At 67.4% G+C, this 25,557-nt stretch carries 26 protein-coding genes and 1 tRNA gene; 10 read left to right on the top strand and 17 right to left on the bottom strand.

Translation table 11 applies throughout. The features are described 5' to 3' along the window. Window positions 1-62 precede the first annotated feature (62 nt). Both folE and argE read left to right on the top strand, forming a co-directional pair. Window positions 63-716, top strand: coding sequence for a GTP cyclohydrolase I FolE (gene folE, locus ACK4FK_RS15665; protein ID WP_409746297.1), 654 nt, complete (start codon window positions 63-65; stop codon window positions 714-716). A 55-nt stretch (window positions 717-771) separates the two neighbouring features. Then, window positions 772-1,998 carry an acetylornithine deacetylase gene (gene argE / locus ACK4FK_RS15660; RefSeq protein WP_409746108.1) on the top strand — a complete coding sequence of 409 codons (1,227 nt, stop codon included), beginning with the start codon at window positions 772-774 and terminating at the stop codon, window positions 1,996-1,998. Here the strand turns inward: argE and ACK4FK_RS15655 are convergent. Beyond that, a complete protein-coding gene (locus ACK4FK_RS15655) occupies window positions 1,975-3,354 on the bottom strand; it encodes a formimidoylglutamate deiminase (RefSeq protein WP_409746107.1) in 1,380 nt (459 codons plus the stop codon). The genes argE and ACK4FK_RS15655 overlap by 24 nt on opposite strands. Before the next feature lie 116 nt (window positions 3,355-3,470). Between ACK4FK_RS15655 and ACK4FK_RS15650 the strand changes: the two genes are divergently transcribed. From ACK4FK_RS15650 to ACK4FK_RS15640, 3 genes are all read left to right on the top strand, one after another. Continuing rightward, on the top strand, window positions 3,471-4,766 hold the full coding sequence (locus ACK4FK_RS15650) for an NAD(P)/FAD-dependent oxidoreductase (protein ID WP_409746106.1): 1,296 nt from the start codon (window positions 3,471-3,473) through the stop codon (window positions 4,764-4,766). Window position 4,767: 1 nt separating this feature from the next. Then, complete coding sequence (hutI, locus tag ACK4FK_RS15645; RefSeq protein WP_409746105.1) at window positions 4,768-6,003, top strand: imidazolonepropionase; 1,236 nt, start codon at window positions 4,768-4,770, stop codon at window positions 6,001-6,003. 115 nt (window positions 6,004-6,118) lie between these two features. Continuing rightward, window positions 6,119-6,463, top strand: coding sequence for a hypothetical protein (locus ACK4FK_RS15640; protein WP_409746104.1), 345 nt, complete (start codon window positions 6,119-6,121; stop codon window positions 6,461-6,463). Window positions 6,464-6,469: 6 nt separating this feature from the next. Here ACK4FK_RS15640 and ACK4FK_RS15635 read toward each other — a convergent pair whose 3' ends face one another. Then, on the bottom strand, window positions 6,470-7,225 hold the full coding sequence (locus ACK4FK_RS15635; protein ID WP_409746103.1) for a creatininase family protein: 756 nt from the start codon (window positions 7,223-7,225) through the stop codon (window positions 6,470-6,472). Window positions 7,226-7,331: 106 nt separating this feature from the next. On the opposite strand from ACK4FK_RS15635, the gene ACK4FK_RS15630 reads away from it, so the two are divergent. Further along, window positions 7,332-8,945 carry an RsmB/NOP family class I SAM-dependent RNA methyltransferase gene (locus ACK4FK_RS15630; RefSeq protein WP_409746102.1) on the top strand — a complete coding sequence of 538 codons (1,614 nt, stop codon included), beginning with the start codon at window positions 7,332-7,334 and terminating at the stop codon, window positions 8,943-8,945. On the opposite strand, the gene ACK4FK_RS15625 is transcribed toward ACK4FK_RS15630, so the two are convergent. The 4 genes from ACK4FK_RS15625 to ACK4FK_RS15610 form a co-directional block, all read right to left on the bottom strand. Further along, on the bottom strand, window positions 8,877-9,656 hold the full coding sequence (locus ACK4FK_RS15625) for a glutamine amidotransferase-related protein (RefSeq protein WP_409746101.1): 780 nt from the start codon (window positions 9,654-9,656) through the stop codon (window positions 8,877-8,879). The two genes, ACK4FK_RS15630 and ACK4FK_RS15625, sit on opposite strands and share 69 nt — an antisense overlap. A 7-nt stretch (window positions 9,657-9,663) precedes the next feature. Continuing rightward, a complete protein-coding gene (locus ACK4FK_RS15620) occupies window positions 9,664-10,485 on the bottom strand; it encodes an alpha/beta fold hydrolase (protein WP_409746100.1) in 822 nt (273 codons plus the stop codon). Window positions 10,486-10,495: 10 nt separating this feature from the next. Beyond that, window positions 10,496-11,257 carry an SDR family oxidoreductase gene (locus ACK4FK_RS15615; RefSeq protein WP_409746099.1) on the bottom strand — a complete coding sequence of 254 codons (762 nt, stop codon included), beginning with the start codon at window positions 11,255-11,257 and terminating at the stop codon, window positions 10,496-10,498. Window positions 11,258-11,336: 79 nt separating this feature from the next. Then, window positions 11,337-12,563 (bottom strand): threonine ammonia-lyase, encoded by a 1,227-nt coding sequence (locus tag ACK4FK_RS15610; RefSeq protein ID WP_409746098.1) that lies wholly within the window; start codon window positions 12,561-12,563, stop codon window positions 11,337-11,339. A 129-nt stretch (window positions 12,564-12,692) separates the two neighbouring features. Between ACK4FK_RS15610 and ACK4FK_RS15605 the strand changes: the two genes are divergently transcribed. Then, a complete protein-coding gene (locus ACK4FK_RS15605) occupies window positions 12,693-13,199 on the top strand; it encodes a DUF2244 domain-containing protein (protein ID WP_409746097.1) in 507 nt (168 codons plus the stop codon). Window positions 13,200-13,215: 16 nt separating this feature from the next. Here the strand turns inward: ACK4FK_RS15605 and ACK4FK_RS15600 are convergent, their stop codons facing one another. The 3 genes from ACK4FK_RS15600 to ACK4FK_RS15590 all read right to left on the bottom strand — a co-directional run bounded on the left by ACK4FK_RS15600 (window position 13,216) and on the right by ACK4FK_RS15590 (window position 15,074). Further along, entirely contained in the window at window positions 13,216-13,560 is a 345-nt protein-coding gene (locus ACK4FK_RS15600) for an antibiotic biosynthesis monooxygenase family protein (RefSeq protein WP_409746096.1), read from the bottom strand. A 122-nt stretch (window positions 13,561-13,682) separates the two neighbouring features. Then, entirely contained in the window at window positions 13,683-14,486 is an 804-nt protein-coding gene (gene dapB, locus ACK4FK_RS15595) for a 4-hydroxy-tetrahydrodipicolinate reductase (protein WP_409746296.1), read from the bottom strand. Window positions 14,487-14,588: 102 nt separating this feature from the next. After that, the gene (locus ACK4FK_RS15590; RefSeq protein WP_409746095.1) at window positions 14,589-15,074 is read right to left on the bottom strand and encodes a helix-turn-helix transcriptional regulator; all 486 of its coding nucleotides are present in this window, start codon (window positions 15,072-15,074) and stop codon (window positions 14,589-14,591) included. A gap of 88 nt (window positions 15,075-15,162) precedes the next feature. Between ACK4FK_RS15590 and ACK4FK_RS15585 the strand changes: the two genes are divergently transcribed. Then, the gene (locus ACK4FK_RS15585; protein WP_409746094.1) at window positions 15,163-15,531 is read left to right on the top strand and encodes a DsrE family protein; all 369 of its coding nucleotides are present in this window, start codon (window positions 15,163-15,165) and stop codon (window positions 15,529-15,531) included. Between the two features lie 59 nt (window positions 15,532-15,590). Here the strand turns inward: ACK4FK_RS15585 and dnaJ are convergent, their stop codons facing one another. After that, complete coding sequence (gene dnaJ / locus ACK4FK_RS15580; RefSeq protein ID WP_409746093.1) at window positions 15,591-16,745, bottom strand: molecular chaperone DnaJ; 1,155 nt, start codon at window positions 16,743-16,745, stop codon at window positions 15,591-15,593. Window positions 16,746-16,838: 93 nt separating this feature from the next. Then, the gene (gene dnaK, locus ACK4FK_RS15575; protein ID WP_409746092.1) at window positions 16,839-18,770 is read right to left on the bottom strand and encodes a molecular chaperone DnaK; all 1,932 of its coding nucleotides are present in this window, start codon (window positions 18,768-18,770) and stop codon (window positions 16,839-16,841) included. 222 nt (window positions 18,771-18,992) lie between these two features. Between dnaK and rarD the strand changes: the two genes are divergently transcribed. Together rarD and ACK4FK_RS15565 are read left to right on the top strand one after the other, a co-directional pair. Further along, a complete protein-coding gene (rarD, locus tag ACK4FK_RS15570) occupies window positions 18,993-19,910 on the top strand; it encodes an EamA family transporter RarD (RefSeq protein WP_409746091.1) in 918 nt (305 codons plus the stop codon). 51 nt (window positions 19,911-19,961) lie between these two features. Then, window positions 19,962-20,582 carry an alpha-ketoglutarate-dependent dioxygenase AlkB family protein gene (locus ACK4FK_RS15565; protein WP_409746090.1) on the top strand — a complete coding sequence of 207 codons (621 nt, stop codon included), beginning with the start codon at window positions 19,962-19,964 and terminating at the stop codon, window positions 20,580-20,582. Here ACK4FK_RS15565 and ACK4FK_RS15560 read toward each other — a convergent pair. The 6 genes from ACK4FK_RS15560 to ACK4FK_RS15535 all read right to left on the bottom strand — a co-directional run bounded on the left by ACK4FK_RS15560 (window position 20,548) and on the right by ACK4FK_RS15535 (window position 25,277). After that, window positions 20,548-21,771 (bottom strand): sensor histidine kinase, encoded by a 1,224-nt coding sequence (locus ACK4FK_RS15560; RefSeq protein WP_409746295.1) that lies wholly within the window; start codon window positions 21,769-21,771, stop codon window positions 20,548-20,550. The genes ACK4FK_RS15565 and ACK4FK_RS15560 overlap by 35 nt on opposite strands. A gap of 131 nt (window positions 21,772-21,902) precedes the next feature. Next, a complete protein-coding gene (gene grpE / locus ACK4FK_RS15555; protein WP_409746089.1) occupies window positions 21,903-22,490 on the bottom strand; it encodes a nucleotide exchange factor GrpE in 588 nt (195 codons plus the stop codon). Between the two features lie 128 nt (window positions 22,491-22,618). Continuing rightward, a complete protein-coding gene (hrcA, locus tag ACK4FK_RS15550; protein WP_409746294.1) occupies window positions 22,619-23,653 on the bottom strand; it encodes a heat-inducible transcriptional repressor HrcA in 1,035 nt (344 codons plus the stop codon). A 68-nt stretch (window positions 23,654-23,721) separates the two neighbouring features. Then, on the bottom strand, window positions 23,722-24,276 hold the full coding sequence (locus tag ACK4FK_RS15545; protein ID WP_409746088.1) for a TspO/MBR family protein: 555 nt from the start codon (window positions 24,274-24,276) through the stop codon (window positions 23,722-23,724). A gap of 227 nt (window positions 24,277-24,503) precedes the next feature. Then, entirely contained in the window at window positions 24,504-25,142 is a 639-nt protein-coding gene (locus ACK4FK_RS15540) for a VOC family protein (RefSeq protein WP_409746087.1), read from the bottom strand. 60 nt (window positions 25,143-25,202) lie between these two features. Next, window positions 25,203-25,277: transfer RNA gene (locus ACK4FK_RS15535), tRNA-Gly, on the bottom strand. Window positions 25,278-25,557 lie beyond the last annotated feature (280 nt).

Below are 25,557 nucleotides of genomic sequence, written 5' to 3'. Positions count from 1 at the left end.
CCGCACCCCGACATGCGTAAAAGACGGCAGACGACACAAACAGGAGCATCGCCGTGAGCAGTGTGGCCAAGACCGGAAGCCTGCCGTCCTTCGTGAAGGCGAATGACGAGATCAAGACCCAGCGCCCGAGCCGCGAAGAGGCGGAAGCCGCGGTGCGCACCCTGATCCGCTGGGCCGGCGACGACCCTGAACGCGAGGGGCTGGTCGGCACGCCTGACCGGGTGGTGCGCTCCTACGAGGAATTCTTCGCCGGCTACGACGAGGATCCGGTCGGTATGCTGGAGCGGACCTTTGAGGAAACCGACGGCTACGACGAAATGGTGGTGCTGCGCGACATCCGGCTGGAAAGCCATTGCGAACACCACATGGTGCCGATCATCGGCAAGGCCCATGTCGCCTATCTGCCGGGCAAGCGCGTGGTCGGCATCTCCAAGCTGGCCCGCGTGATCGAGGTCTATGCCAAGCGGCTGCAGATCCAGGAAAAGCTCACCGCCCAGGTCGCCAACACGCTGCAGACCGTGCTGCAGCCGCGCGGCGTGGCCGTGGTGATCGAGGCCGCGCACCAGTGCATGACCACCCGCGGCATCCGCAAGCCGGGCGTCACCATGGTCACCAGCCGCATGCTGGGCGCCTTCCGCGACGACCCGCGCACCCGGGCCGAATTCCTGGCCATGATCGGCGGCGCCGGCCAGCGCCGTAGCGGCGGGGACGACTGATCGCGCCATCGGCCGCGCCATTGACCGCACCGTCATCCGGCCCTAAACCGGCTGGATGACGGATATCCAGACCAAAACCGCCCAGACGAAAAATCCCAGCCAAGCCGCCCTCGACTGGATCGAACGCCTGATCGCTTTCGATACCACCAGCCGGCTGTCCAATCTCGCGCTGATCGACGACATCGCCGCCTATCTGGCGCAGCATGGCGTCGCCAGCGACAAGATCTACGATCCAACGGGCAAGAAGGCCAATCTCTACGCCACGATCGGTCCGCGCGACGTGGGCGGCATCGTGCTGTCCGGCCATACCGACGTGGTGCCGGTCGACGGCCAGCCCTGGACCAGCGATCCTTTCAAGGTGGTGCAGCGCGGTGGCCGGCTCTATGGCCGCGGTACGTCGGACATGAAAAGCTTCATCGCGCTCTGCCTGGCGCTGCTGCCCGAAATGCTCAAGCAGCCGCTCAGCGTGCCGCTGCATTTCGCCTTTTCCTATGACGAGGAGGTCGGCTGCCTGGGCGTGCATGGCATCATCGATTTCGTGAAGCAGGGCGGCCCGGCGCCCAGGCTGGCCATCATCGGCGAGCCGACCGAGATGCAGGTGGTGAACGCGCATAAAAGCGTTTGCGCCTGCAACACCACCGTGCATGGCTTCGAGGCGCATTCCTCGGCCACCCACCAGGGCGTCAATGCCATCCAGGTGGCCGGCGAACTGATCGCCGAGATGAACCGCATCCAGCGCGAATACCAGAAGCCCGAATATTGCGACCCGCGCTTCGAGCCGCCCTATACCACCATCACGGTGGGCGAGATCCATGGCGGCACGGCGCGCAACATCCTGGCCCGCGAATGCCGCTTGGTCTGGGATGTGCGTGCGGTGAAGCCCGAGCATGATCAGGCGATTCTCGAGGCGGTGAAGCGCTACGGCGCCGAGCAGCTAGAACCCGCCATGAAACGCATCCATGCCCAGGCCGGCATCGAGACGCAGATGGTGGCTTACGTGCCGCCGTTCCTGCCCGTTGGCGACAATCCGGCCGAGAGCCTGGCACTCAAACTGGCCGGCCAGAACAGCACCCAGGCGGTGGCCTACGGCACGGAAGCCGGCATCTTCCATGTCGGCGGCATTCCGGCCGTGGTCTGCGGCCCGGGCAATATCCGCGAGGCGCACAAGCCCGACGAATATATCGAACTCAGCCAAGTGGCCGAGGGCGAGGCGTTCCTGCACCGGCTGATCGCCTTCTGCCGCGATGGCGGCAGCCGCTCATTCCTCGAGCAGGCGGCGTAAGGTCTGGCGGTAGCGCGCGGCGAATTCGCCGGCGCGCAGATGCCGGCCCTGTTCCACCACGCGCTGGCCGCCGACCCACACCTCGCGGATCATCGGCCGGCGCTGGCCGCAGAAGATCCAGCTATCCAGCACGGCATCCCCACGGCGCGCCGCCAGCGCCGGCGCCTCGCCGTCCAGCAGCACAAAATCGGCACGCCGTTCCGCCGCGATGGCGCCCATCGGCTGGCCCACGGCCTGCGCACCGCCTGCGGCTGCGGCTTCGAACAGCCGCCGGCCGGTCGAACGGTCCGGCCCGCCGGCCAGCAGGTTGCGGCTGCGCTGGAACAGGCGCTGGCCGTATTCCAGCAGGCGCAGGTCTTCCGCCGCATCCACGCTGATGTGGCTGTCCGAGCCGATGCCGATGGCGCCGCCGGCCGCCATGTAGTCCATGGCCGGAAACAGGCCGTCGCCCAGATTGGCTTCGGTGGTGGGGCACAGCCCGGCCACCGCGCCGCTCTGCGCCAGCCGCAGCGTCTCGCCTGATGTGAGATGCGTGGCATGCACCAGGCACCAGCGTCCGTTCACCACACCCTGATCCAGCAGCCACTCCACCGGCCGCCGCCCGCTCCAGGCCAGGCTTTCATCCACCTCGGCGAGCTGTTCGGCGATATGGATATGAACCGGCGCTGCGGCATCGATGCCGTCCAGCGCGGCGATGGCCGCCTGCAGCATCTCGGGCGAGACGGCGCGCAAGCTGTGCGGCGCGATGCCCAGCCGGCGATCGTGGCGATTGCGGAAAGCAGGGGCCAGCTTGTGCAGCAGCGCGGCGAAGGCATCGCTGTCATGCAGGAAGCGGCGCTGGCGCGGCTGCGGTTCGCGCCGGCCGAAACCGCCATAGCGGTACAGCACCGGCAGATGGGTCAGGCCGATGCCGCTGGCCTCGGCCGCGGCCAGGATGCGCCAGCTCAGTTCGGCCGGGTCATCATAGCGCGTGCCATCGGCCTGGTGATGCACGTAATGGAATTCGGCCACGGCGGTGAAGCCGGCCTCCAGCATCTCGGCATAAAGCTGGCTGGCGATGGCTTCGATATCGGCCGGCGCCAGCCGGGCTGCGAAGCGATACATCGTTTCGCGCCAGGTCCAGAAGCTGTCTGCTGTCGGCCCCGAGCGTTCGGCCAGACCGGCCATGGCGCGCTGGAAGGCATGGCTGTGCAGGTTGGCCAGGCCCGGCAGCACCGGACCATCCAGCAGGATGGCATCGCCGGCGCTCTGGTCTGGCGCGACGGAGGCGATCCGGCCGGCCGCATCCACCGTCACCAGCACGTCATCGTGCCAGCCGTCTGGCAGCAGGGCATGGCGCAGCAGGAAGCGAGGCATGACGGGGTCTCCCAACTTGTATATATAAGTTGGCAGAAACGGCCGTGTTCCGAAAGGCCGGCCATCGGGTTTCAGTGCTGCGGATCCGCGATTCATCAGGACCGAAGAGACAGACCATGCTGAATGATCCGCGATCCCACGGACTGTGGGAGCAGACCGCGCCGGCCGCCCCGGCAACCGAAAAGCTGTCAGGAGATCACAGTGTCGCGGTCGCGGTGATCGGCGGCGGTTTCACCGGCATGTCGGCCGCCCTGCATCTGGCGCGGGCCGGCATGCGGGTGGCGGTGATCGAGGCGGTCGAAATCGGCTTCGGCGGGGCCGGGCGCAATGTCGGGCTGGTCAATGCCGGCATGTGGGTGATGCCCGAGGTCCTGCTCAGAACGCTGCCCGCGCCCTATGGCGAGCGCCTGCTGAATCTGCTGGGCGATGGCCCTAAGCTGGTCTTCGATATCGTGCGGGACCACGGCATCCTGTGCGAGGCCGTCCATGCCGGCACGCTGCATTGTGCCCATGGCCAGTCCGGGTTTGCCGAGATTACGGCGCGTGCCAGGCAATGGCAGGCACGCGGCGCCGATGTGGAACTGCTGGATGCCGACAGGGCCGCCCGGCTGCTGGGCACGCGCAGATATGCCGGCGCGCTGCTGGATCGTCGCGCCGGCACGATCCAGCCGCTGGCCTATGTGCGCGGACTGGCAACGGCGGCGCAGAAGGCCGGCGCGCGACTGTTCACGCAGTCGCCCGTCACGGCGATCGAGCGCCAGGGCGATCAGTGGCAGATCCGCACGGCGCATGGCCGGGTGACGGCAGACTGGGTGATCCTCTCCACCGATGCCTATGGCTCGGGCCCGGGCAATCCGGCGCGGCGGGAACAGGTCCCGCTGCCCTATTTCAACTTCGCCACGCGCCCGTTATCGGCCGAGATGCGGGCCATGATCCTGCCCGAGGGACAGGGCGCCTGGGACACACAGATGGTGATGAATTCCTTCCGCATGGACCGGGCCGGCCGCCTGGTTTTCGGCAGCATCGGCGCCCTGCGCGGCAGCGGCGCGGCTGTGCATCGCGCCTGGGCAAAACGCGCTCTGCGCAAGCTGTTCCCCGGTCTGGGCCCGGAGATCAACGACGTGGACTTCGAGGCCGAATGGTATGGCACCATCGGCATGACGGCCGACAACCTGCCGCGGTTCCACCGCTATGGACCGCGCATGATCGGATTCAGCGGCTATAACGGGCGCGGCATCGCGCCGGGCACGGTTTTTGGCCGCGTGCTGGCTTCCTATGTGCGGGGCGAGATCGACGATGCCGACCTGCCGCTGCCCATCACGCCGGTCGCGGCCGCTCCCTTCCGGCTGCCCAAACAGATAGTCTACGAGGCGGGCGCACAGGCCGTGCATCTGGTGGCGGACAGGATCTGAGATGACTGAATTCTGGGACAGCGTCTGGCGCCATGCCGATATCGCCACCATGGCGAATGGCGGCGAGGACGGCTTCGGTGCCATCCGCGACGGTGCCATTGCCATCCAAAATGGCCGCATCGCCTGGATCGGCCCGGCTGCTGTCTTGCCGAAAGACGGCATCGGGCCGCATACCGCGGTGCATGATCTGGGCGGCGGCTGGATCACGCCGGGCCTGATCGACTGTCACACGCATCTGGTCTATGGCGGCAACCGGGCCCATGAATTCGAATTGCGGCTGAATGGCGCCAGCTATGAAGAGATCGCGCGCGCCGGCGGTGGCATCCGCTCCACCGTGACGGCTACACGCGCCGCCAATGAGGAAGAACTGCTGCGCCAGAGTTTGCTGCGCCTGCATGCCCTGCTGGCCGAAGGCGTCACCACGCTGGAGATCAAGTCGGGTTACGGCCTCGATCTCGAAAATGAACTGAAATGCCTGCGCGTGGCACGCCGGTTGGGCGATACATATCCCGTGCGTATCCGCGGCACGCTGCTGGCGGCCCATGCGCTGCCGCCGGAATATGCCAATGATGCCGATGGCTATATCGATCTGGTCTGCGATCGCATCATTCCGGCCGCTGCGCAGGCCGGCCTCGCCGATGCGGTGGACGCCTTCTGCGAGGGCATCGGCTTCAGCCCGGCGCAGACGCGCCGTGTGTTCGAGGCGGCGCGCCGGCATAACCTGCCGGTCAAGCTGCATGCCGAACAGCTCAGCAATCTGGGCGGTGCGGCACTGGCGGCCGAATTCGGCGCGCTCTCGGCCGACCATCTGGAATATCTGGACGAGGCCGGTGTGATGGCGATGGCAAAAGCCGGCACGGTGGCGGTGCTGCTGCCCGGCGCCTTCTACATCCTGCGCGAAACGAAGCTGCCGCCCATCGACCTGCTGCGCCGCCATGGCGTGGCGATGGCGATCTCCACCGACTGTAATCCCGGCACCTCGCCGGTCACCTCCCTCCTGCTGATGCTGAACATGGCCTGCACCCTGTTTCGGCTCACCCCGGCCGAGGCCTTGGCCGGAATCACCCGCCAGGCCGCCCGTGCCCTGGGATTGCTGGCCGAAACCGGCACGCTGGAAGCCGGGAAAACCGCCGATTTCGTGGTCTGGGATATCGACCGGCCGGCGGCTCTGGCCTATCAGGTCGGCCTGAATCCCGTTCGTCAGGTGGTGTTTTCCGGCCGCCCCCTGCCGCGCTGAACCTGCATGCGTTAACCACAGGCCACGATTGCGCCGCCGGCGGCGGGCGCTATATCCTGTTTATAAGCAGATGCGCGAGTCGCGTTCCGGCGCGGCTCATGACCCCGGGTGACGGATGAGCGACTGGCTGTATGTCATGGGTGGTGCCATCGTCCTGCTGTGGCTGGGCGCATGGCTTCTGCTGCATCTCGGCAATTTCGAGCAGCGCATCAGCCAGATGCGCATCACGCTGGAAACCCGCATGGGCGGCATCGAGAAGCAGTTCGCTGCCTATAACAAGTACTTCGCAGAGAACGAACGTGCCGCGCAGCTTACCTACAGCGAGCTGACCGACCTCAAGAACGAGCTTGCCGAACTGAAACAGCAGCTCGACGAGACCAAGCGCGCCATCAACGTGATGGAAGTGGCGGTCAACGACCTCAAGCTGCGCAGCAATCCGCGCAACCTGCGCATCGTCTGAAATCGTCTACAGATCGGGCCAGAGCTGCCGCAGGTCGGCGGCGATGGCCTCCACCATGTCGGCCAGCAGGCGCTCGCCTTTTTCGGCTGTGGCGGCCGAGGCATCGGCCATGGCGCCGCTGCGGTTCAGCGATCCGCCCGGCCGCTCCTCCGGCGTCAGGCGCAGGGGCTGGCGCAGGAACCGCAGGGCCGGCTCGTCATCCGTCGAAACATCGCCGGTTGCGCCCAGCCGGTCCATCCGCACCAGCGCCGGCGCGATGGCCAGCAGCAGCGAGGTGTCGCGCTCGTCGTCGGACGCGGCATCGTCATGCAGGCGCGGCAGGTCGGCGCTGGCGATGCGGATGCCATGGCGCTGCAGGATGGTCTGCGCGGCCAGCCGCAACGGCGCCTCGGTCGAGATGCCGTTGTTGAGCAGCAGGATGCGCTCGGCGCCGTGGCGCAGGTAGCCTTCGATCAGTTCCACCACCATCGCCTCGAAGGTGGCGGCCTCCAGATGCTGGCTGCCGGGGTAATCCATGAAGGCCGGGTGATAGCCGGCACCGATGCTGGGCGCGACCAGCAGGGGCATCTGGGCCAGCAGGCGCTCGGCCACGGCCTCCACCACCAGGCGGTCGGTGCCCAACGGCAGATGCGGGCCATGGGCGCGGGCCGCCGCCCCGATGGGCAGCACCACCGGCAGGCCGTCGCCGATCAGGTCGGCGGCCTCGATCCAGGTCAGATCGGCCAGTCGGAAGCCGCTGCGCGGCCGGGCGGGAGTCGTCACCGGCACAGCTTAGCATGGGGCCTTCAGTGGCGGCAGATGCTTGTGGCGAGGGCCCATGCGGCCTATGAGTGGGCCAATCCCGCAACCCCGCAGATCGGTTTTCGCCGTGTCCAAAGCTCCCTCCGGCCGCCGGCCGCCCTCCGGTCGCCCGTCTTCCCATGGCCCGTCTTCCCGAGGCCCATCTTCCGGTCGCCCCCGGACGGACCGGCCCGCGGGCGAGCGTGCGAAATCCGGCGCTTCCCCGTCGCGCCATTCCGGCAAGGCGACCGGCGGCAAGGCGGCGGGGGGCAAACCCGGCGCCGGTCGCAGCCGGCGCGACGAACAGCCCCAGGAATGGAAGCAGACGCGCCGGCCCCGGCCCGAGCAGCGGCGCAGGAATGATCCCGACCGGGAGCGGAAACCGGATCAGAAGCAGGGCCACAAGCAGGGCCTGCGCCCGGCCGGCAGCCGCAAGGTGGCCGAGGCCGCCATCGCCCTGCTGGATGCCATGTTTCCCAACCGCGACACCGCCGACCGCGTGCGCCATGCCTGGATGAAGCAGCATCACCGTCAGTACGATGCCGCCGAGCGCGAGGCGATCATCCAGATCAGCGACGACGTGATGCGCCTGCGCGGCCGGCTCGACTGGTGGATTTCGGAAGGCAGGGATGGCCTGCCGCCGGATAACCGCCTGCGCGTTGCCGCCTACCGCATCCTCAATGCCGGCGCCAAGGCCAACGGCCTGCTGCCGCTGTTCGGTGAGGACAAAGCTGCCGAGGCGCTGCTGCGCCGGCTGGAAGGCCATACGCTGGACCATCCCGACATGCCGGCCGCGGCGCGCCACAGCGTGCCCGAATGGTTGCTGCCGGCCCTGAAGAAACGCTTCGGCGGCGATTTCGACATGGAGCTGGCCGCCATGCTGCGTCCGGCGCCGCTGGATGTGCGGTTCAACACGCTGAAGACCACGCGCGATGCCGCCATGGCGGCGCTGGCCGCCGAAGATCTGCGTTGCCAGCCCACGCCGTTTTCGCCGATCGGCCTGCGGCTGTCGCCACAGGCCTATGTCAACAACACGCAGGCCTATGCCGATGGCCTGATCGAGCCGCAGGACGAGGGCTCGCAGATCGCGGCCCAGCTGGTGGATGCCGCGGGCTGCAAGTTCGTTGCCGATTTCTGCGCCGGTGCTGGCGGCAAGACGCTGGTGCTGGGCGCCGCGATGAAGAATGCCGGCCGGCTGGTGGCGATGGATGTCAGTGCGGGCCGGCTGGCCCAGGCCAAGCTGCGGCTGCGTCGCGCCGGCGTGCACAATGCCGAATGCCGGCCGCTGGAGGCGAAATGGCTCAAGCGGCAGGCCGAGAAGGCCGAGCGCGTGCTGGTCGATGCGCCCTGCAGCGGCAGCGGCACCTGGCGGCGCAAGCCCGATGCGAAATGGCGCCTCACGCCGCAGGACATCGCCGAACTGACCGAACGGCAGGCCGAGATTCTCGACCGCGCGGCGAAACTGCTGCGCCCCGGCGGCCGGCTGGTCTACGTCACCTGCTCGGTGCTGAAAGAGGAAAACGAGGACCAGGTCGCCGCTTTCCTCAAGCGGCATGCCGATTTCCGCGTCCTGCCGGTGACGGAGGTGTGGGAGAAAACGGTGGGCGGCGCCTGCCCGGTGCCGGGGCCGTATTTAAACCTGACGCCCGCCCGCCACGGCACGGACGGCTTCTTCGCCGCCATCCTGGTCCGCAAGGGTTAGCCAGCGATCCAGGAAACCGTCCAGCCAGGTGGCGATGCCGGCATCGTAGCGCTGGCAATAGGCGCGCTGCAGGTCGCGCGCCTGCGCGCCGGGCAGCACCAGCCGGTGGCCGGCAAACTGCGTCCAGCGCTGCATCACCGCTTCAGTCACTTCCGGGTGGAATTGCAGGCCGAAAGCGGTCTCGCCGATTTTCATCGCCTGGTTGGGAAACCAGTTGGTGGAAGCCAGTCGCACGGCGCCGCGCGGCAGCTCGAAACCCTCGCCATGCCACTGGAACATGTGGATCTGCTCGGGGAAGAAGGCGCGCCCGCGCGGCGTGGCCTTCACCGCGTAATAGCCGATCTCGTGCCAGCCTTGCGCATGGGGCGAGACTTTCGCGCCGCCGGCCCGCGCCAGCAGCTGCGCGCCGAGGCAGACGCCCAGATAGGGTTTGCCGCTCGCCACCGCGCGCGGGATGAAATCCAGTTCGCTGCGGATGAAATCCAGATGGTCGTCATTGGCGCTCATCGGCCCGCCGAACACCACGCAGCCGACATGGTGATCCATCGTCGCCGGCAGCTCCTGCCCCAGGCAGGGGCGGCGGATATCCAGGTGATAGCCGCGCTCGCGCAGCAGGGTGCCGATCCGGCCCGGATCGGAACTTTCCTGGTGGACGATCATCAGGATCGCGGGCTGGGGAGTCCCGTCGTCCTGTCCCGGTCCGTTGTGCATCTTTGCTTCAGAGATCCTTCAGAAAACCGTCCAGCGCGGCATTCACCGCGGCCGGCTGTTCGACCGAGGAACTATGCCCGGCTTTGGCGATCCTGACCAGCCGGGAATGCGGGATGGCGGCATGGATGCGCTCGGCCTTGGCCGGCACGGTGGCGACATCCTGTTCGCCCACCACCACCAGCACGGGGCAGCGGATGCGGCCCAGCTCGTCGTAAATGCCGGCGCGGTCGATCACGCCGTTCACCGCGCGCCAGATGCTGCGCCGGTTGGCCACCAGCCTGGCGCGCCAATGCGCCTTTTCCGCCGCCCGCGCCGGATCGGTCAGGAAGTCCTGGCTGAACATGATCGGCATCACCTTGTCGGCCACCAGCCCCAGGCCGAACCAGCGCGCGATGAAATTCAGCTTGCGGTATTTCGGTACATTCTCGGGCGGCTCGGGATCGGCCGAGGTTTCCATCAGGATCAGCGAGCGTACCAGGTCGGGCCGCCGCGCGCCCAGCCGCATGGCGACAAAGCCGCCCATGGACAGCCCGGCGAAATGCACCGGGCCGACGCCCAGCTTTTCGATCAGCGCCACGGCATCCTGGTACACGGTTTCCATGCCGATGCTGCTGGCCGTGTCGTCGGCGCTGCGGCCCTGGCCGCGATGATCGTAGGCGATCACGCGGTAGCGGCTTTTCAGATGCGCCAGCTGCGGCGCGAACAGTTCGGCATCCCACAACAGGCCATGGCTGAACACGATGGTCTGGCCGGTCGAACCCCCGCCATTACCGCCCTGGCCGGTATCCTCGTAATAAAGCCGCGTGCCGTTGACGTCGATCTCGGGCATGGCCTGCTCCCTATTGCGCAGTGATGCCGCCGTCGATCACGAATTCGGCGCCGGTGACGAATTTCGATTCATCCGAGGCGAGATAGAGGATGCAGCTCGCCACGTCGTCGGGTTCGCCCAGCTTGCCCAGCGGCACCTGCGATTCCAGCTTCTGGCGCACCACGGCGGGATCGCCGCCGCCATAGATCATGCTCTGCACCATCGGGGTGTCGATGAAGGTGGGATGCACCGAGTTGCAGCGGATGTCGTATTTGCGCTTGGCGCAATGCAGGGCCGTGGTCTTGGCCAGCATGCGCGCCCCGGCCTTCGAGGTGTTGTAGGCCGACATGTTGTGGCCGGCGATGATGCCCGACACCGACGAGATGATCACGATCGAGCCCGGCGCATGCGCCTTCATGCGCGGCAGGCCGTGCTTGATGCCCAGGAAAGGGCCGTGCAGGTTCACGTTATGCACGAAATGCCATTCCTCGACGCTGATATCCTCCACGCTTTTCAGCACGCCCACGCCGGCGGAATGCACCATCACGTTCAGCCTGCCGAAGGCGGCATCCACCACGTCCAGCGCTGCGATCCACTGCTGCTCGCTGGTCACGTCCAGGTTGATGGCAATGGCGGCCTTGCCGATCTCGTCGGCCACGGCGCGCGCGCCGTCCAGGTTGCGGTCGGCGATGGCGACCTTGGCGCCTTCTTTCGCCATCATGATGGCGGTGGCGCGGCCTAAGCCTGAGGCTCCGCCGGTGATCAGCGCGACTTTGTTGGCAACGCGGCCCATGATGTCCTCCCGTGATTATGGGGGAAGGATAGCCGGCTTTTCAGGGGCGCGGCAAACATGACGCGGCCATGACGCTACGTTAATCCGGTTCTTCGATCTTGGCCGGCAGGCCGGCGGCGGCCAGGGCCAGCAGCAGCTCTTCCAGATGAGCGCGGTCGCGCGCCTCCACCACGAATTCGATTTCGGTGGCTTTGGCCGAGGCCAGGGTGAACAGGCGCTGGTGCGCCACCTCCACGATGTTCACGCCGGCCGCGCCGATCACGCCGGCCGCCTTGGCCAGCCGGCCCGGCGCGTCGTCGCTCATCACGATGATGCGGGCCAGCCGGCCGTCACGCACCAGTCCGCGCATCAGCACGGAGGCGAGCAGGCGGGTATCGATATTGCCGCCCGAGAGCACGATGCCCACATGGCGGCCCCGGAAGCGTTCGGGATGGGCGAGCAGGGCGGCCAGCCCGGCCGCGCCGGCGCCTTCGGTCACGGTCTTCTCGATTTCCACCAGCGCCACGATGGCGCGTTCGATATCGGCCTCGCGGGCGATCAGCACGTCCTCCACCAGCTTGCGCGCCACCTCGATGGGCGCGCGGCCGATATCGCGCACGGAAATGCCTTCCGCGATCGACACGCCGCCCACGCTCACCGGCAGGCCATGCATCTCCTGATACATCGCGGTGTAGAGCTCGGATTCCACGCCGAAGACGCGCAGGTCGGGTTTCAGCGCCCTGGCCGCCACCGCCATGCCGGCGATCAGGCCGCCGCCGCCCACCGGCACGATCAGGTCCTGCAGGGCCGGCGCCTGCGCCAGCATCTCCAGCCCCAGCGTGCCCTGGCCGGCCATGATGGCGGGATCGTCATAGGGATGCACGAAGACCAGGCCCTCGGCTTCGGCCAGCGCGCGGGCCTTGGCGGCGGCCTCCACCAACGTATCGCCCTCGATCACCACGCGGGCGCCGAACGCGCGCACATGGCGCACCTTCACGAACGGCGTGATGGTCGGCATCACGATGGTGGCGGGAATGCCCAGACGCCCGGCATGATAGGCCACACCCTGCGCATGGTTGCCGGCTGACATGGCAATCACGCCGCGCTTGCGCTCCGCATCCGAGAGCTGCAGCAGCTTGTTGAGCGCGCCGCGCTCCTTGAAGCTGGCGGTGAACTGGTGGTTCTCGAATTTCAGCCACACCTCGGCGCCGGTCAGGCTGGACAGCGTGCGCGAATGCAGGCAGGGCGTCTCGGCCACGGCGCCGCGGATGCGGTCGGCGGCGGCGCGCACATCGGCCAGGCCGATCATCGGGGCAAGCGAGGTCATAGGCTCCATCCGGCACAACAGATTGATAACAGGACTATAATCGACCCCGCCGCCGGGGTCACGGCCTGAGGGCCTGGCCATGGCGCAGCCGGCCTTGGCGGACCCGGCCGTCCGGTCTAGCTTAGGCGCATGGCCGCCAACGCTCTCCCGCCGGTTTTCGAGATCGAGCTGAAACCCTACCGCTCGCTGGGCCCGCGCGGCTTCGCCATCCTGATGATCCTATTCGGCCTGGTGAATTTTGCCGCCGGCATCGCCTTCTGGATGCTGGGGGCCTGGCCGGTCTTCGGCTTCTTCGGCCTGGATGTGCTGCTGGTCTGGCTCGCCTTCCGCTTCAGCTACGCCCAGGCGCGGGCGCGCGAGATCATCCGGCTCGACCAGGACGCCCTTGAGGTGCGCCGCATCGATGCCAGGGGCAACGAAAAGGCCTGGCGGCTGCAGCCCTACTGGCTGCGGGTAGAATGCGATGCCGAGGACGATGCCGCGCCGCTGCGCGTCTGGAGCCATGGCCGTGCGCTCACCCTGGGGGCTTTCTTAAGTCCCGACGAGCGCCGCGTGCTGGCCGATGCCCTGCGCGAGGCGCTGGTGCGCTGGCGCATTCCGCCCGGCGCCGGCCTGCGTCCGCTCGACAGCATCTGACCTAGCGCCATCTTGCTTACCGGTTGCGGAATTCCTCCGGCGCCTGGTCGCGGCGTTCGTCCAGCCCGTAATCGCGCAGCACATGGGCCACGCGCAGGCGATAGGTGCGGAACACGCCGCCGCGTCCCCTGGTCTGCGCGATGCGGTGGTTCTCCTGGCTGCGCCAGGCCTTCACCGCATCCTCGTCGCGCCAGAACGACAGCGAAAGCATCTTGCCCGGCTCGGTCAGCGAGCTGAACCGCTCTACGCTGATGAAGCCGTCCACCTTGGCCAGTTCGGGCCGCAGGCCGGCGGCGATATCCAGGTATTCCGTCCGGCCGTCCTCGCCATCGGGCCAGACTTCGAAAATCACGGCGATCATGGGGCGTCTCCTCTCAGGCGGAAGATGCCGCGCCGTGTCCGGAATGTCTTGCGGAAAAGCTTCGCCGGCGGCCGAAGCGTTCAGCCGGCCCCGATCAGCCGGCCCCGATCAGCCGGCCCCGATCAACCGGCCATGCCGAGCACGTCGGCCATGCGATACAGTCCCGGCGGCTTGCCATGCACCCACTGGGCGGCGCGCAGGGCGCCGCGGGTGAAGATGCCGCGGTCGGTGGCCTTGTGGCTCAGTTCGATGCGCTCGTTGTCGGCGGCGAAGATCACGGTATGCTCGCCGGCCACGTTGCCGCCGCGCAGGGCCGCGAAGCCGATGGCGCCCTTCCTGCGTGCGCCGGTGATGCCGTCGCGGCCGCGTTCGGCATTCTTGTCCAGCGGAATGCCGCGGCCCAAAGCCGCCATCTCGCCCAGCAGGATGGCGGTGCCGCTCGGTGCATCCACCTTCATGCGGTGATGCATCTCCACGATCTCGATATCCCAGTCGTCGCCCAAAGATGCCGCGAGCTGGCGGGTCAGCCCGGCCAGCAGGTTCACGCCCAGGCTCATGTTGTAGCCCTGCACGATGGCGCAGTGATGGGCGGCCTTGTCCAGCGCCTCGAAATGCTGCGGCTCCAGCCCGGTGGTGCCGACCACGTAGGCGGTCTTGCCCTGGGCGGCCAGCGCCGCATGCCGGGGCAGGGCGGCCGGCACGGTGAAATCCAGCACCACGTCGACATTGCCGAACATCTGCGCGGCATCGTCGATGATCTTCACGCCGGTCGGCCCGATACCCGCCATTTCGCCGGGATCCCTGCCCAGAACGGGCGAGCCGGGCAGCTCGGTGCCGCCGGCCAGCACGCAGCCCTTGGTCTGCGCCACCTCGCGCACCAGCGTCTGGCCCATGCGGCCGGCGATGCCGACGATACCGATGCGGATGGCAGACATGTTTTTCCTCGCGGACTGCTGATCGAAACCGGCGGGCAGTCTAGCAGGCGGGCCGCTGTCGCGCCACGCGGCGGGCCAGGGGAAGCTCTGGGATCAGGCGCTCAGGCCACGCCGCGCATGCTGCCGCCAGGCCGCCGGCGGCAGGCCATAGGCGCGCGCGAAGGCGCGGCTGAAGGCCGCTTCCGTGCCATAGCCGGCATCGAAGGCCACGGCGGCCACCGGCTTGCTGGTGGTGCTGAGCGCCACGCTGGCCTGGCACAGCCGCCAGTCGCGCACATAGCGCATCGGCGAGGTCTGCAGCATCGCCTCGAAGCGTTCGGCCAGGCTGCTGCGCGACAGGCCGCAGGCGCCGGACAGCGCCTGCACGTTCCAGTCGCGCTGCGGGTCTTCATGGATCAGCGCCAGGCAGCGGCTGAGCGCCGGGGTATCGTCGGTTTCCCAGTCGCCGGCCGGCATGAAGCAGAATTGCAGCGACCCCGACAGGCGGATGCAACGCAGCACGTCCGACAGCACGTCGCGCATGGCCGCGTCATGCGCCGCTGCATCCTGCGTGGTCGTGCGATTCGGATTTTCGGTCAAATCTTCCGGTGATCCGGCCAAAGACGTGTCTCCGGCTGCCCTGTAATGGGGGCGGCGCAAACGCTAGCCACAGAGGGAGAATACTACAATGGCAGCCGGTACTGACAAGCTTGTGATCCTGGTGACCAGGGGTATTGATTCGGAGCTTTCTTCCGTCGCTTTCACAATCGCCAACGGTGGTTTGACCGCGGGCCTGAAGGTTTCCATGTTCCTGACCAGCACGGCCATCGACCTGGTGCGCAAAAACGGCCAGACCATGACGCATGTGCAGCCGCTGGAGCCGCTGGCGGCGATGATCGCCGATTTCCAGAAGCGCGGCGGCGTGATCTGGGCCTGCCCGCCTTGCGTCAAGTCGCGCGGCTATGAGCAGAAGGACCTGCTGGATGGCGTGATCATCCAGGGCGCTTCCGCCATGCATGCCGAGATCAAGGCCGGCGCCGCGACGCTGTCGTTCTGAATCGGCTGTCGTTCTGAGATCGGAAAACCAAAGGCGCAGGCAATGCCTGCGCCTTTTTCTTACTCGGCCTTGCCGCCGAGGATTTCCTTCACCTTGGCAAAGAAGCCCGAGCTTTCCGGGCTGGTTTCCTCGCCGCCCAGTTCGGCGAATTCCTCCAGCAGTTCGCGCTGCTTCTTGGAGAGCTTCACCGGCGTCTCCACCATCACCTGGATGTAGAGATCGCCATGGCCGGACCCGAAGCCCGACTGCTGCAGCGAGGGCATGCCCTTGCCGCGCAGGCGGAACTGCTTGCCGGTCTGGGTGCCTTCGGGGATGGCGATGCGTGCCTTGCCGCCATCCAGCGTCGGCACCTCCACGCTGCCGCCCAGCGCCGCCGTGGTCATCGAGACCGGCACGCGGCAATGCAGGTTCTGTCCCTCGCGGCGGAACAGGCGGTGCGGCTTCACGCTCAGGAACACGTAAAGGTCGCCGGCGCCGCCACCGCGCAGGCCGGCCTCGCCCTCGCCGGCCAGGCGGATGCGATTGCCCTCGTCCACGCCGGGCGGGATGTCCACCTGCAGGGTCTTTTCCTTGTGCACGCGACCGGCGCCGCCGCAAACCTTGCAGGGCTTCTCGATCACACGGCCGGCACCGCCGCAGGTGGGGCAGGTGCGCTCGATGGTGAAGAAGCCCTGCTGTGCGCGCACCTTGCGATGGCCCTTGCAGGTGGGGCAGGCGATCGGCTGCGCGCCGGCCTCGGCGCCCGATCCGTCGCAGGCCTCGCAGGCGATCGACGTGGGCACGCGGATCGTCGCGGTCTTGCCGCGATAGCAGTCCTCCAGCGTGATCTCGAGATTGTAGCGCAGGTCCGAACCGCGGTTGGCGCTGCCGCGCGCGCCGCCGCGCGTGCCGCCCATGAACTCGCCGAACAGGTCGTCGAAGATGTCGGAAAACGAGGTGAAGTCGAAACCCTGGCCGCCCGGGCCGCCGCGGCCGCCCATGCCGCCATCGAAGGCGGCGTGGCCATACTGGTCGTAGGCCGCGCGCTTCTGCTCGTCCTTCAGGACGTCATAGGCCTCGTTGATCTCCTTGAACTTCTGCTCCGCGTCCTTGTCGTCCGGATTGCGGTCCGGATGATGCTGCATCGCCAGCTTGCGGAAGGCCTTCTTCAGCTCTTCCGGCGTGGCGCTGCGGGAGACGCCGAGAATTTCGTAAAAGTCGCGTTTGGCAGCCATCGCAAAAAGCTTCCTGGTTTCCAGCATCCGCCCCATGCCGGGGCAGACGCGAAACCGGGCGCCGCTGGCGCCCGGTCCGTCGGCTTTTCCGACTTACTTCTTCTTCTTGTCGTCTTTGACTTCCTCGAAGTCGGCATCGACGATGCCGTCATCGGGTTTGGAGGCACCAGCCGCCGCCTCGGCGCCCGGCTGCTCGGCGCCGGCTGCGCCGGCATCGCCCTGCGCCTTGTACAGCGCCTCGCCCAGCTTCATGGCGATCTGGCTTAAGGACTGCGCCTTGGCCTTGATCGCTTCCGGTTCGTTGGTCTCGATCGCCTTCTTCAGGTCGGCGATCGCCGCCTCGGCTTCGGCCTTCTCGGCCGCCGGAGCCTTGTCGCCCAGATCGGCGATGGTCTTCTCGGTGGCGTGGATCAGGGCTTCGGCCTGGTTCTTCGCCTCGGCCGCCTCGCGGCGCTTCTTGTCCTCGGCGGCATGCTCCTCGGCGTCCTTGACCATCTTCTTGATGTCGTCTTCCGAGAGGCCGCCCGAGGCCTGGATGCGGATCTGCTGCTCCTTGCCGGTGCCCTTGTCCTTGGCCGAGACATGCACGATGCCGTTGGCGTCGATGTCGAAGGTCACCTCGATCTGCGGCACGCCGCGCGGCGCGGCCGGGATGCCGACCAGGTCGAACTGGCCCAGCAGCTTGTTGTCGGCCGCCATTTCGCGTTCGCCCTGGAACACCCGGATCGTCACCGCGCCCTGGTTGTCCTCGGCGGTGGAGAAGACCTGGCTCTTCTTGGTCGGGATGGTGGTGTTGCGCTCGATCAGCTTGGTGAACACGCCGCCCAGCGTCTCGATACCGAGGCTCAGCGGGGTCACGTCGAGCAGCAGCACGTCCTTGACGTCGCCCTGCAGCACGCCGGCCTGGATGGCGGCGCCGATGGCGACCACCTCGTCCGGGTTCACGCCCTTGTGCGGCTCGCGGCCGAACAAGGTCTTCACCGTCTCGATCACCTTGGGCATGCGGGTCATGCCACCCACCAGCACCACCTCGTCGATGTCGCCGGCCGACAGGTCCGCATCCTTGAGCGCCTTCTTGCAGGGCTCGATGGTGCGCTGGATCAGGTCGTCGACCAGCGCCTCAAGCTTGGCGCGGGTCAGCTTCATCACCAGATGCTTCGGGCCCGAGGCATCGGCAGTGATGAAGGGCAGGTTGATCTCGGTCTGCGTCGAGGACGACAACTCGATCTTGGCCTTTTCGGCGGCTTCCTTCAGGCGCTGCAGCGCCAGGCGGTCGCTGCGCAGGTCGATGCCCTGCTCCTTTTTGAACTCGGTGGCGAGGTAATCGACGATGCGCAGGTCGAAGTCTTCGCCGCCCAGGAAGGTGTCGCCGTTGGTTGAGCGCACTTCGAACACGCCGTCGCCGATCTCCAGGATCGAGACGTCGAAGGTGCCGCCGCCAAGGTCGTACACGGCGATCTTCTTGCCGTCGCCCTGCTTGTCGAGGCCATAGGCCAGCGCCGCGGCGGTCGGCTCGTTGATGATGCGCAGCACCTCAAGGCCGGCGATCCGGCCGGCATCCTTGGTGGCCTGGCGCTGGGCGTCGTTGAAATAGGCCGGCACGGTGATGACGGCCTGCGTCACCTTCTCGCCGAGGAAGCTCTCGGCGGTTTCCTTCATCTTCTGCAGGATGAAGGCCGAAACCTGGCTCGGGCTGTATTTCTTGTCCTGGACTTCCACCCAGGCATCGCCGTTGTCGCCCTTGGCCACCTTGTAGGGGACCATCTCGGTGAAGCGGCGGGTCGCGTCGTCGCTGTACTGGCGGCCGATCAGGCGCTTGACGGCGAAGAGCGTGTTTTCGGGATTGGTGACGGCCTGGCGCTTGGCCGGCTGGCCGATCAGGCGTTCGCCGTCCTTGGTGAAGGCGACCATCGAGGGCGTGGTGCGCGCGCCTTCGGCATTCTCGACAACCTTCGGATTCTTGCCATCCATGATGGCGATGCAGGAATTGGTGGTACCCAGGTCGATGCCAATGACTTTGGCCATGATTTCACTCCTTTTTGCGGCAATCCGGGGCAGCCTTGCGGGGAAGCGCCGCCGCGGACCCCTTCCGGTTCGAGGTCTCGGCGGGTATGTAAGAGGGCGTCCCCCGTCCCGCAACGGGTGGGTGGAAAAAATGTCCGATTACCGACATGGCGGCGTCCGCTCCCCGGTTGCGGCCCGGTTTGCCCGGCCCGACCCCGGCGACCGCCATGCAACGAGGAAACCATGTCCGAGCCGGCCGCCCCGGCCCCTTCGCCCCGAACGCCCTGGGGCGGCATCGCCTTCGGGCTAGGGGGTTATTTTCTTTGGGGAATTTCCCCGATCTATTTCAAGGCGGTGGGTCAGGCCGGGGTGCCGACCCTGGAATTGACCGCCCATCGCATCCTGTGGTCCTGCCTGCTCTGCCTGGGCCTGGTGCTCATGCTGGGCAAATGGGCCGAGTGGCGCCGCGTGCTGGCCGACCGCGGCCTGCGCCGGGTGCTGGCCGGCACGGCGGTTTTCCTGCTCATCAACTGGCTCACCTTCGTCTGGGCCATAGACCGCAATCAGGTGATGGCCTGCAGCCTGGGCTATTACATCAACCCGCTGTTTGCCGTGTTTCTGGGCTGGCTGGTGCAGAAGGAACGCGTCAGCCCGGTGCAGTGGGCGGCCTTCGCCCTGGCCGGGATCGGCGTGGCCGCGCTGCTGCTGCAGGCCGAGTCGGGCATCTACCTGTCGCTGATCATCGCCGTCACCTGGGGCTTCTATGGCCTGCTGCGCAAGCGCCACCCGGTCGACAGCCTGGTCGGCCTCACCGTCGAGACCATGGTTCTGCTGCCCGTCGCGCTGGGCTATCTGGTCTGGCTCGGCATGGCTGGTGTGGGCGCCTTTGGCGTGGCTGGCGAATCGACGCATGTCCTGCTGCTGCTGGCGGGGCCGGTGACGGCGGCGCCGCTGGTGCTGTTCGCCGCCGGCTGGCGCCGTCTGCGCATGGCGACCATGAGCCTGCTGCAGTATCTCTCGCCCAGCCTGCAGTTCCTGCTCGCCGTGCTGCTGTGGAACGAGGCCTTCACCGGCCTGCATGCCTTCGCCTTTGCCTGCATCTGGGGCGCGCTGATCGTCTATAGCTGGAATTCCTGGCTGGCGGCGCGGCGCGGCGCCTGAGGGGCCGGATCGGGGGCTGGACGAAACGCGGCGCGGAACCAGATCGAAGATATGGACGCCTATTCCTCCCTCGACGGATTCCGGCTGTTTCCCGGCCTGCTCGATGCCGCGCGGCAGCGCCGTATTGCCGCCGACATCCTGGCCGTGCTGGAGGCAGCGCCGGACTATCACGCCGCCATGCCCAAGACCGGCCGGCCGATGAGCGTGGCCATGAGCAATGCCGGCCGCTTCGGCTGGTATTCCGACCGGGAGCAGGGCTATCGCTACATCGAGCGCCATCCCGTCACCGACCGGCCCTGGCCGGCCATTCCGGATTCGGTGCTGTCGGTCTGGTGGAGCGTGGCGGGCTACGACCATTTACCGGAATGCTGCCTGATCAACCTGTATCGCGACGGGGCGAAGATGGGCCTGCATCAGGATCGCGACGAGGCGGATTTTTCCGCCCCCGTCGTCTCCATCTCGCTGGGCGACGACGCGCTGTTCCGTCTGGGCGGCACGGCGCGGCGCGATCCGACGCGCTCGTTCAAGCTGGCTTCCGGCGATGTGCTGGTGCTGGGCGGTGCGGCGCGGCTGGCCTATCACGGCATCGACCGGGTGCTGCCGGGCACCAGCCGGCTGATCCCCGGCGGCGGCCGGATCAATCTGACACTGCGGCGGGTGACGCGTCCCTGAGCGCGACCGCGCTGCCCGGCGTGATGCCATGCGGCGGCGGCGGAAAGCTGGCGCGCATGGTGGTGCCCTCGCCGGGCGTGCTGTCGATCTCGAACTGGCCGCCATGCATCTCGACCAGCGATTTCACCAGCGGCAGGCCCAGGCCGGTGCCCTCGTATTGCCGGGTCAGGTCGTTTTCCACCTGGCCGAACGGCGCCAGCACCACCGGGATATGCTCGGGCGCGATGCCGATGCCGGTATCGCTGACCCAGATGCGGAAGCCGCCATCCTCGGTCGGCTTGGCGCCAACCTCGATGCGGCCGCGCGGCGGGGTGAATTTCACCGCGTTGGAAATCAGGTTCAACAGGATCTGCCGCAGCGCCTGGCGGTCGACGTAACCCTCGAACAGCCGCGCATCCACTGCCATGGTCATGAACACGCCGCGGCCTTCGGCGCGTTCGCGGAAGGTGCGGATGCTGGCCTCCATGATCTCCACCGGATCGGTCATCTCCGGCTGGATGCGCCAACTGCCGCTCTCGATCTTCGACATGTCGAGGATGTTGTTGATCAGGCTGAGCAGATGCTGGCCGCTGGAGAGGATGTCGGTGACGTATTCGCCATAGCGCGGATTGCCCAGCGGCCCCATCATCTCCTTGTGGATGATCTCGGCGAAGCCGATGATGGCGTTTAGCGGCGTGCGCAGTTCGTGGCTCATGTTGGCCAGGAAACGCGACTTGCTGAGACTGGCTTCCTCGGCCTGCTGGCGCGCGCGCTCCAGCGCGCGGTTGCGCCGCTCGCTGCGCGCCATGCCAAGCTGCAGCAGCGACAGGGCGGTGCCCACGCCGTAATAGCGGTCGTTGCGGGTGACGATGAAGCCGCGCAGCAGCGCGCTCTGGTGCTCGTCGGCGATCAGGCTTTCCAGCGTGTCGACGCTGATGCTGGCATCCACGATCAGCGGCGCCTCGTCCATCAGGCTGTGCACCGGCTTCTTGGCCCACAGCGCGCGGCCGTAATCGCGCGAGAGCTGGGTGATCAGGTCGTAGCGGTTGACCAGGCCCACCGGCCGGTCGCCGTCCACCACGGCCAGGGCGCCGAGATCGGGATCGGCCTGGAATTTGAGGTCGACCTCCTCGCAGCGCATCGTCACCGGCACCGGCGGCAGCGGTACCGCCACGGTGCCGATGGTCTCGAGCGCCTCGCCACTGATCATGTCCACCGGTCTTCCCCGCCACTTTGCGGGGCGACTATCGGCGGCGCGTGTTGCCGATTTTTGACAAAGCCGGATGTTTCGCCGAATTGTCGGGGCGAGTGATGCCGCTCACAATTCTCCCTCGGGGAGAATCAGGCCTGCGTATTCACCGTGTTGCCCGGCTGGATTTCCGGCTGCGGCCCGCCCTTCGACACGCCCACCATGGCGGCGCGCAGCAGGCGGCCATGCTGCACATAGCCGGCCGCCACCACCTGCAGCACGGTGCCGCTGGGCTGGGTCGGATCCTCGATCTCGAACATCGCCTGGTGCAGGTTGGGATCGAAGCGCTGGCCCTTGGGGTCGATGCGCTGGATGCCGTGACGCTCGAACACGCCGATCAGTTCGCGCTCGGTGGCTTCCACGCCGGCGATCAGACCATGCACGGGATCGGCTTCCGCCGCATCCTTCGGTGCCGTCTCCAGCGCGCGGCGCAGGTTGTCGGCCACGCTCAGGATGTCTTTCGCGAATTTGCCGGCGGCGTATTTGGCCGCGTCTTCCTTCTCGCGCTCCAGCCGCTTGCGCAGGTTCTCGCCCTCGGCGGCAGTGCGCAGCAGGCGGTCCTTCAACTCGGCGATCTCGGCCTGCGCCTTCGTCAGGGCATCCGTCCCGACATCGGCCTGCGCGGCCGCGGTCTGCTGTTCGGTCGTCTGTTCAGGGGTCTGGTTGTCGGTCTGGGTCATCGTTGTCCTCGTCGAGGCCCTGCATATACGGATGGCTGGCCGGAATTGAAAGGGGGGAGGCGGAAAACGGGGCTTTTCGACGCAGGATCGCCGCCGGGGCGCAGCGGGGGCAGGGGAGAAGCGGCCGGTCAGCCGAGCAGGCGGCCCACCACCTGGGCGGTGAAATCCACCATCGGCACCACCCGGGCGTAATTCATCCGGGTTGGGCCGATCACCCCGATGGCGCCGACGATGCGCTGCTGCTGGTTCTGCAGCGGCGCCACGATCAGCGAGCAGCCGGCGCGGCGGAACAGGGTGTTTTCCGAACCGATGAAGATGCGCACGCCCTCGCCGCCCTGGGCGAGTTCGATCAGGCGCAGCATCTCCTCGGTATTCTCCAGCTCTTCCATCAGGTTGCGGATGCGCTCCAGATCCGCGATGGCGGCCACGTCGTCCAGCAGGTTGGCGCTGCCGCGCACGATCAGCGTGCCGCGCTCGGCCTCGCCGCTCCACACCGCAAGGCCCGCCTCCACCACGCGGGCGGCAAGCTGGTCCAGCTCGGCGCGGCGCACGGCCAGTTCGGTCAGGATTTCGCTGCGCGCCTCGCCCATGGTGCGGCCCTTCAGCCGGCGCGACAGGAACTCGCCGGCCTCGGCCAGCGCTGCCGTGGTCAGGCCCATCGGCATGTCGAGCATGCGGTTTTCCACCTGGCCCGATTCCGACACCATCACCACCAGCGCCTTGCCCGGCCCCAGCGGCACGAATTCCACATGGCGCAGCGGCGCGTCGATCTTGGGCGCCACGACGAGGCCGGCATGGCCAGAGAGGCCCGACAGCACCGTGGTCGCCTCGGTCAGCACCTCCTGGAAGCCGCGGCCCGAACCGGCGCAGCTGCCCTCGATCGAGCTGCGCTCGTCCTGGGTCAGGTCGCCCACCTGCAGCAGGCCGTCGACGAACAGCCGCAGGCCGCTTTCGGTCGGCAGGCGGCCGGCCGAGGTATGCGGGGCATAGAGCAGGCCGGCCTCTTCCAGGTCGGCCATGGTGTTGCGGATGCTGGCGGGCGAGAGGCGGTGTTCCAGCCGTTTGGAGATGAAGCGCGAACCGACCGGCTCGCCGGTGGTCATGTAGGTCTCCACCACCAGCCGCAGGATTTCGCGGCTGCGCTGGCTCATCTCCTGGATCATCGCGCCCATGCCTCCAGAATTAAGAAGCCGCGCGGCCCCCGTCAATCCTGCTAAGTCGGGCAATCCCGCTAGTTCATCCGCCAGATCGTAAAGGTGAGAACCGTGGCAAAGGCCCCCCAGGCCATGTACGGCACCAGCAGCAGGGCGGCCAGCCGCGAATGGCGCGCGAAGGCGAGTGCGGTGGCGGCCAGCACGGCCAGCAGCACGACTATCTCGATCAGCGCCGCACCGATCATCTGCATCCCGAAGAACAGCACCGACCAGCCCAGATTGAGCGCCAGTTGCAGGCCGAACAGGGCAAAGGCCGGCCAGGCGGCGATCAGGCCGGCGCGCCAGCCGCCGGCAGAAGCGGCTGCCGCGCGCCACATCAGCCACAGCGCCACGGCCATCAGCACGAACAGGATCGTCCACACGATGGGAAAGGCGATGTCGGGCGGCGTGAAGGCCGGCTTGGCCAGGGTGGGGTACCAGGTGCGCACCGCATCGGCGGTGGCCAGGCGGCCCAGGGCCGAAATGCCGAAACACAGCGCCAGGCTCAGCAGCAGCACCAGCAGGCTGGGCGCGGAGAAGGCGGGTGGCGGAACGGGAGAGGAGGGGCCGGCCGGCGCGGTGCGCATTGTCATGCCTCATATACGACCCGGCCGGGCCGCTGGTTCACCCGACAATATTACCTCATTTGTCATGGCCGGACTTGTTCCGGCCATCCACGTCTTTGTCACCACCCCGAAAAACGTGGATGCCCGGGTCAAGCCCGGGCATGACGATTAAGGGGTAGGCATCGTCAAACAACCACCGTCATGCCCCGCCATGACGTTTTTTAGGTGGCGGCGAGGCCACCATGCCCCCCCACTCAAAACAACTCCCGCACCCCACCCGGCGTCTCGATCTGCGCGCGCCAGCGCATGGCATCGCCCTTCACGATGGCGGGCGGGTGGTCGATCCGCAGGCTTTCATACAGCGCGGCGATGGCGGCGGGATCGGGATGTTCAAGCGCGAAGTCCACCAGCCGCGCGCCCAGGTCGGAAATCGTCGCCATGTTGCGCGCTTTGCCGCGCCGGTCGATCAGGCAGGGTGCGGCGCCATCCAGCGGCAGCGCGCCATCCGCGCGCAGGCTGAAATCGAAGGCCGGCGCAGCAGGGGGCAGCGCAACGGCCCGGCCGAAGATGTCTTCGCGGCCGGCCAGCGCGGCATGGATGTCGTCGCTGCGCGCCACCCAGCCGCGCAGGCGGCGGCCGGATTCCCACGCGGCCCGCACGGATGCCTGGTCGTCCAGGCCGAACCAGCGCGGGCAGGGCGGGGCGGCGCCGTCGGGATCGAGCGCCACCACCTCCAGATAGACCTGGCCGCCGAGCTGCAGCAGGTGGTTATGCGTGCCCATGTAATGATGCCGCTGGCCGAAGGGAATATCGAGGTCGAGGCAGGCGCGCAGATGCGCCGCGCCCTCGGCCAGCGTGGGTGCGATGACGGTGAGATGGTCGAGCTTCAGCATGGCCTGTCCACGATGTTTGGCCGGGATGGGCAAGGAAGGAAAATAAAAAGAGAAGGAAGATGGAGCGGGCGAAGGGATTCGAACCCTCGACCCCAACCTTGGCAAGGTTGTGCTCTACCCCTGAGCTACGCCCGCTCGGCGCCGGGTGAACCGGAAAAGGCCGGGGGAAACCCGGCATCGGCGGGCGATAAACCCGTCGATCAACCGGCGGGGTGCCGGTTGCAGGCGCGCACTATACCCAGCCATGAATCCGATGCAAGCGTCTCGTAAAACAAAAAGCCCGGCTTTCGCTTAGCCCGCCGAGGGGGCCAAATCCCTGTGCCGGCAGCAGGATTTCCGGCGCCGCGCTGGCCGGCCGGGGCGGCGCCGGGGCGAAAGCCCTTGCACCGGAAGGCCGGCTCCTGTATCAGGTGCG

The sequence above is a fragment of the Ferrovibrio sp. genome, assembly GCF_046297895.1.
In the GTDB taxonomy this organism is placed as follows: Bacteria; Pseudomonadota; Alphaproteobacteria; order Ferrovibrionales; family Ferrovibrionaceae; genus Ferrovibrio.
Note: the sequence above shows the minus strand (reverse complement) of the source record. Positions and strands in the feature narration are given on the sequence as shown.

Bases quoted from the DNA above. Each gene is read 5' to 3' on its own strand.
- ACK4FK_RS15650 (WP_409746106.1), top strand. From the start codon at position 3,471: ATGCTGAATGATCCGCGATCCCACGGACTGTGGGAGCAGACCGCGCCG.
- hrcA (WP_409746294.1), bottom strand. From the start codon at position 23,653: ATGATCCAGGAGATGAGCCAGCGCAGCCGCGAAATCCTGCGGCTGGTG.
- hutI (WP_409746105.1), top strand. From the start codon at position 4,768: ATGACTGAATTCTGGGACAGCGTCTGGCGCCATGCCGATATCGCCACC.
- ACK4FK_RS15600 (WP_409746096.1), bottom strand. From the start codon at position 13,560: ATGATCGCCGTGATTTTCGAAGTCTGGCCCGATGGCGAGGACGGCCGG.
- ACK4FK_RS15545 (WP_409746088.1), bottom strand. From the start codon at position 24,276: ATGACAATGCGCACCGCGCCGGCCGGCCCCTCCTCTCCCGTTCCGCCA.
- rarD (WP_409746091.1), top strand. From the start codon at position 18,993: ATGTCCGAGCCGGCCGCCCCGGCCCCTTCGCCCCGAACGCCCTGGGGC.
- dnaK (WP_409746092.1), bottom strand. From the start codon at position 18,770: ATGGCCAAAGTCATTGGCATCGACCTGGGTACCACCAATTCCTGCATC.
- argE (WP_409746108.1), top strand. From the start codon at position 772: ATGACGGATATCCAGACCAAAACCGCCCAGACGAAAAATCCCAGCCAA.
- ACK4FK_RS15620 (WP_409746100.1), bottom strand. From the start codon at position 10,485: ATGCCCGAGATCGACGTCAACGGCACGCGGCTTTATTACGAGGATACC.
- ACK4FK_RS15610 (WP_409746098.1), bottom strand. From the start codon at position 12,563: ATGACCTCGCTTGCCCCGATGATCGGCCTGGCCGATGTGCGCGCCGCC.
- dnaJ (WP_409746093.1), bottom strand. From the start codon at position 16,745: ATGGCTGCCAAACGCGACTTTTACGAAATTCTCGGCGTCTCCCGCAGC.
- ACK4FK_RS15540 (WP_409746087.1), bottom strand. From the start codon at position 25,142: ATGCTGAAGCTCGACCATCTCACCGTCATCGCACCCACGCTGGCCGAG.
- grpE (WP_409746089.1), bottom strand. From the start codon at position 22,490: ATGACCCAGACCGACAACCAGACCCCTGAACAGACGACCGAACAGCAG.
- ACK4FK_RS15585 (WP_409746094.1), top strand. From the start codon at position 15,163: ATGGCAGCCGGTACTGACAAGCTTGTGATCCTGGTGACCAGGGGTATT.
- ACK4FK_RS15625 (WP_409746101.1), bottom strand. From the start codon at position 9,656: ATGCACAACGGACCGGGACAGGACGACGGGACTCCCCAGCCCGCGATC.
- ACK4FK_RS15640 (WP_409746104.1), top strand. From the start codon at position 6,119: ATGAGCGACTGGCTGTATGTCATGGGTGGTGCCATCGTCCTGCTGTGG.
- ACK4FK_RS15615 (WP_409746099.1), bottom strand. From the start codon at position 11,257: ATGGGCCGCGTTGCCAACAAAGTCGCGCTGATCACCGGCGGAGCCTCA.
- ACK4FK_RS15565 (WP_409746090.1), top strand. From the start codon at position 19,962: ATGGACGCCTATTCCTCCCTCGACGGATTCCGGCTGTTTCCCGGCCTG.
- ACK4FK_RS15560 (WP_409746295.1), bottom strand. From the start codon at position 21,771: ATGATCAGTGGCGAGGCGCTCGAGACCATCGGCACCGTGGCGGTACCG.
- ACK4FK_RS15605 (WP_409746097.1), top strand. From the start codon at position 12,693: ATGGCCGCCAACGCTCTCCCGCCGGTTTTCGAGATCGAGCTGAAACCC.
- ACK4FK_RS15655 (WP_409746107.1), bottom strand. From the start codon at position 3,354: ATGCCTCGCTTCCTGCTGCGCCATGCCCTGCTGCCAGACGGCTGGCAC.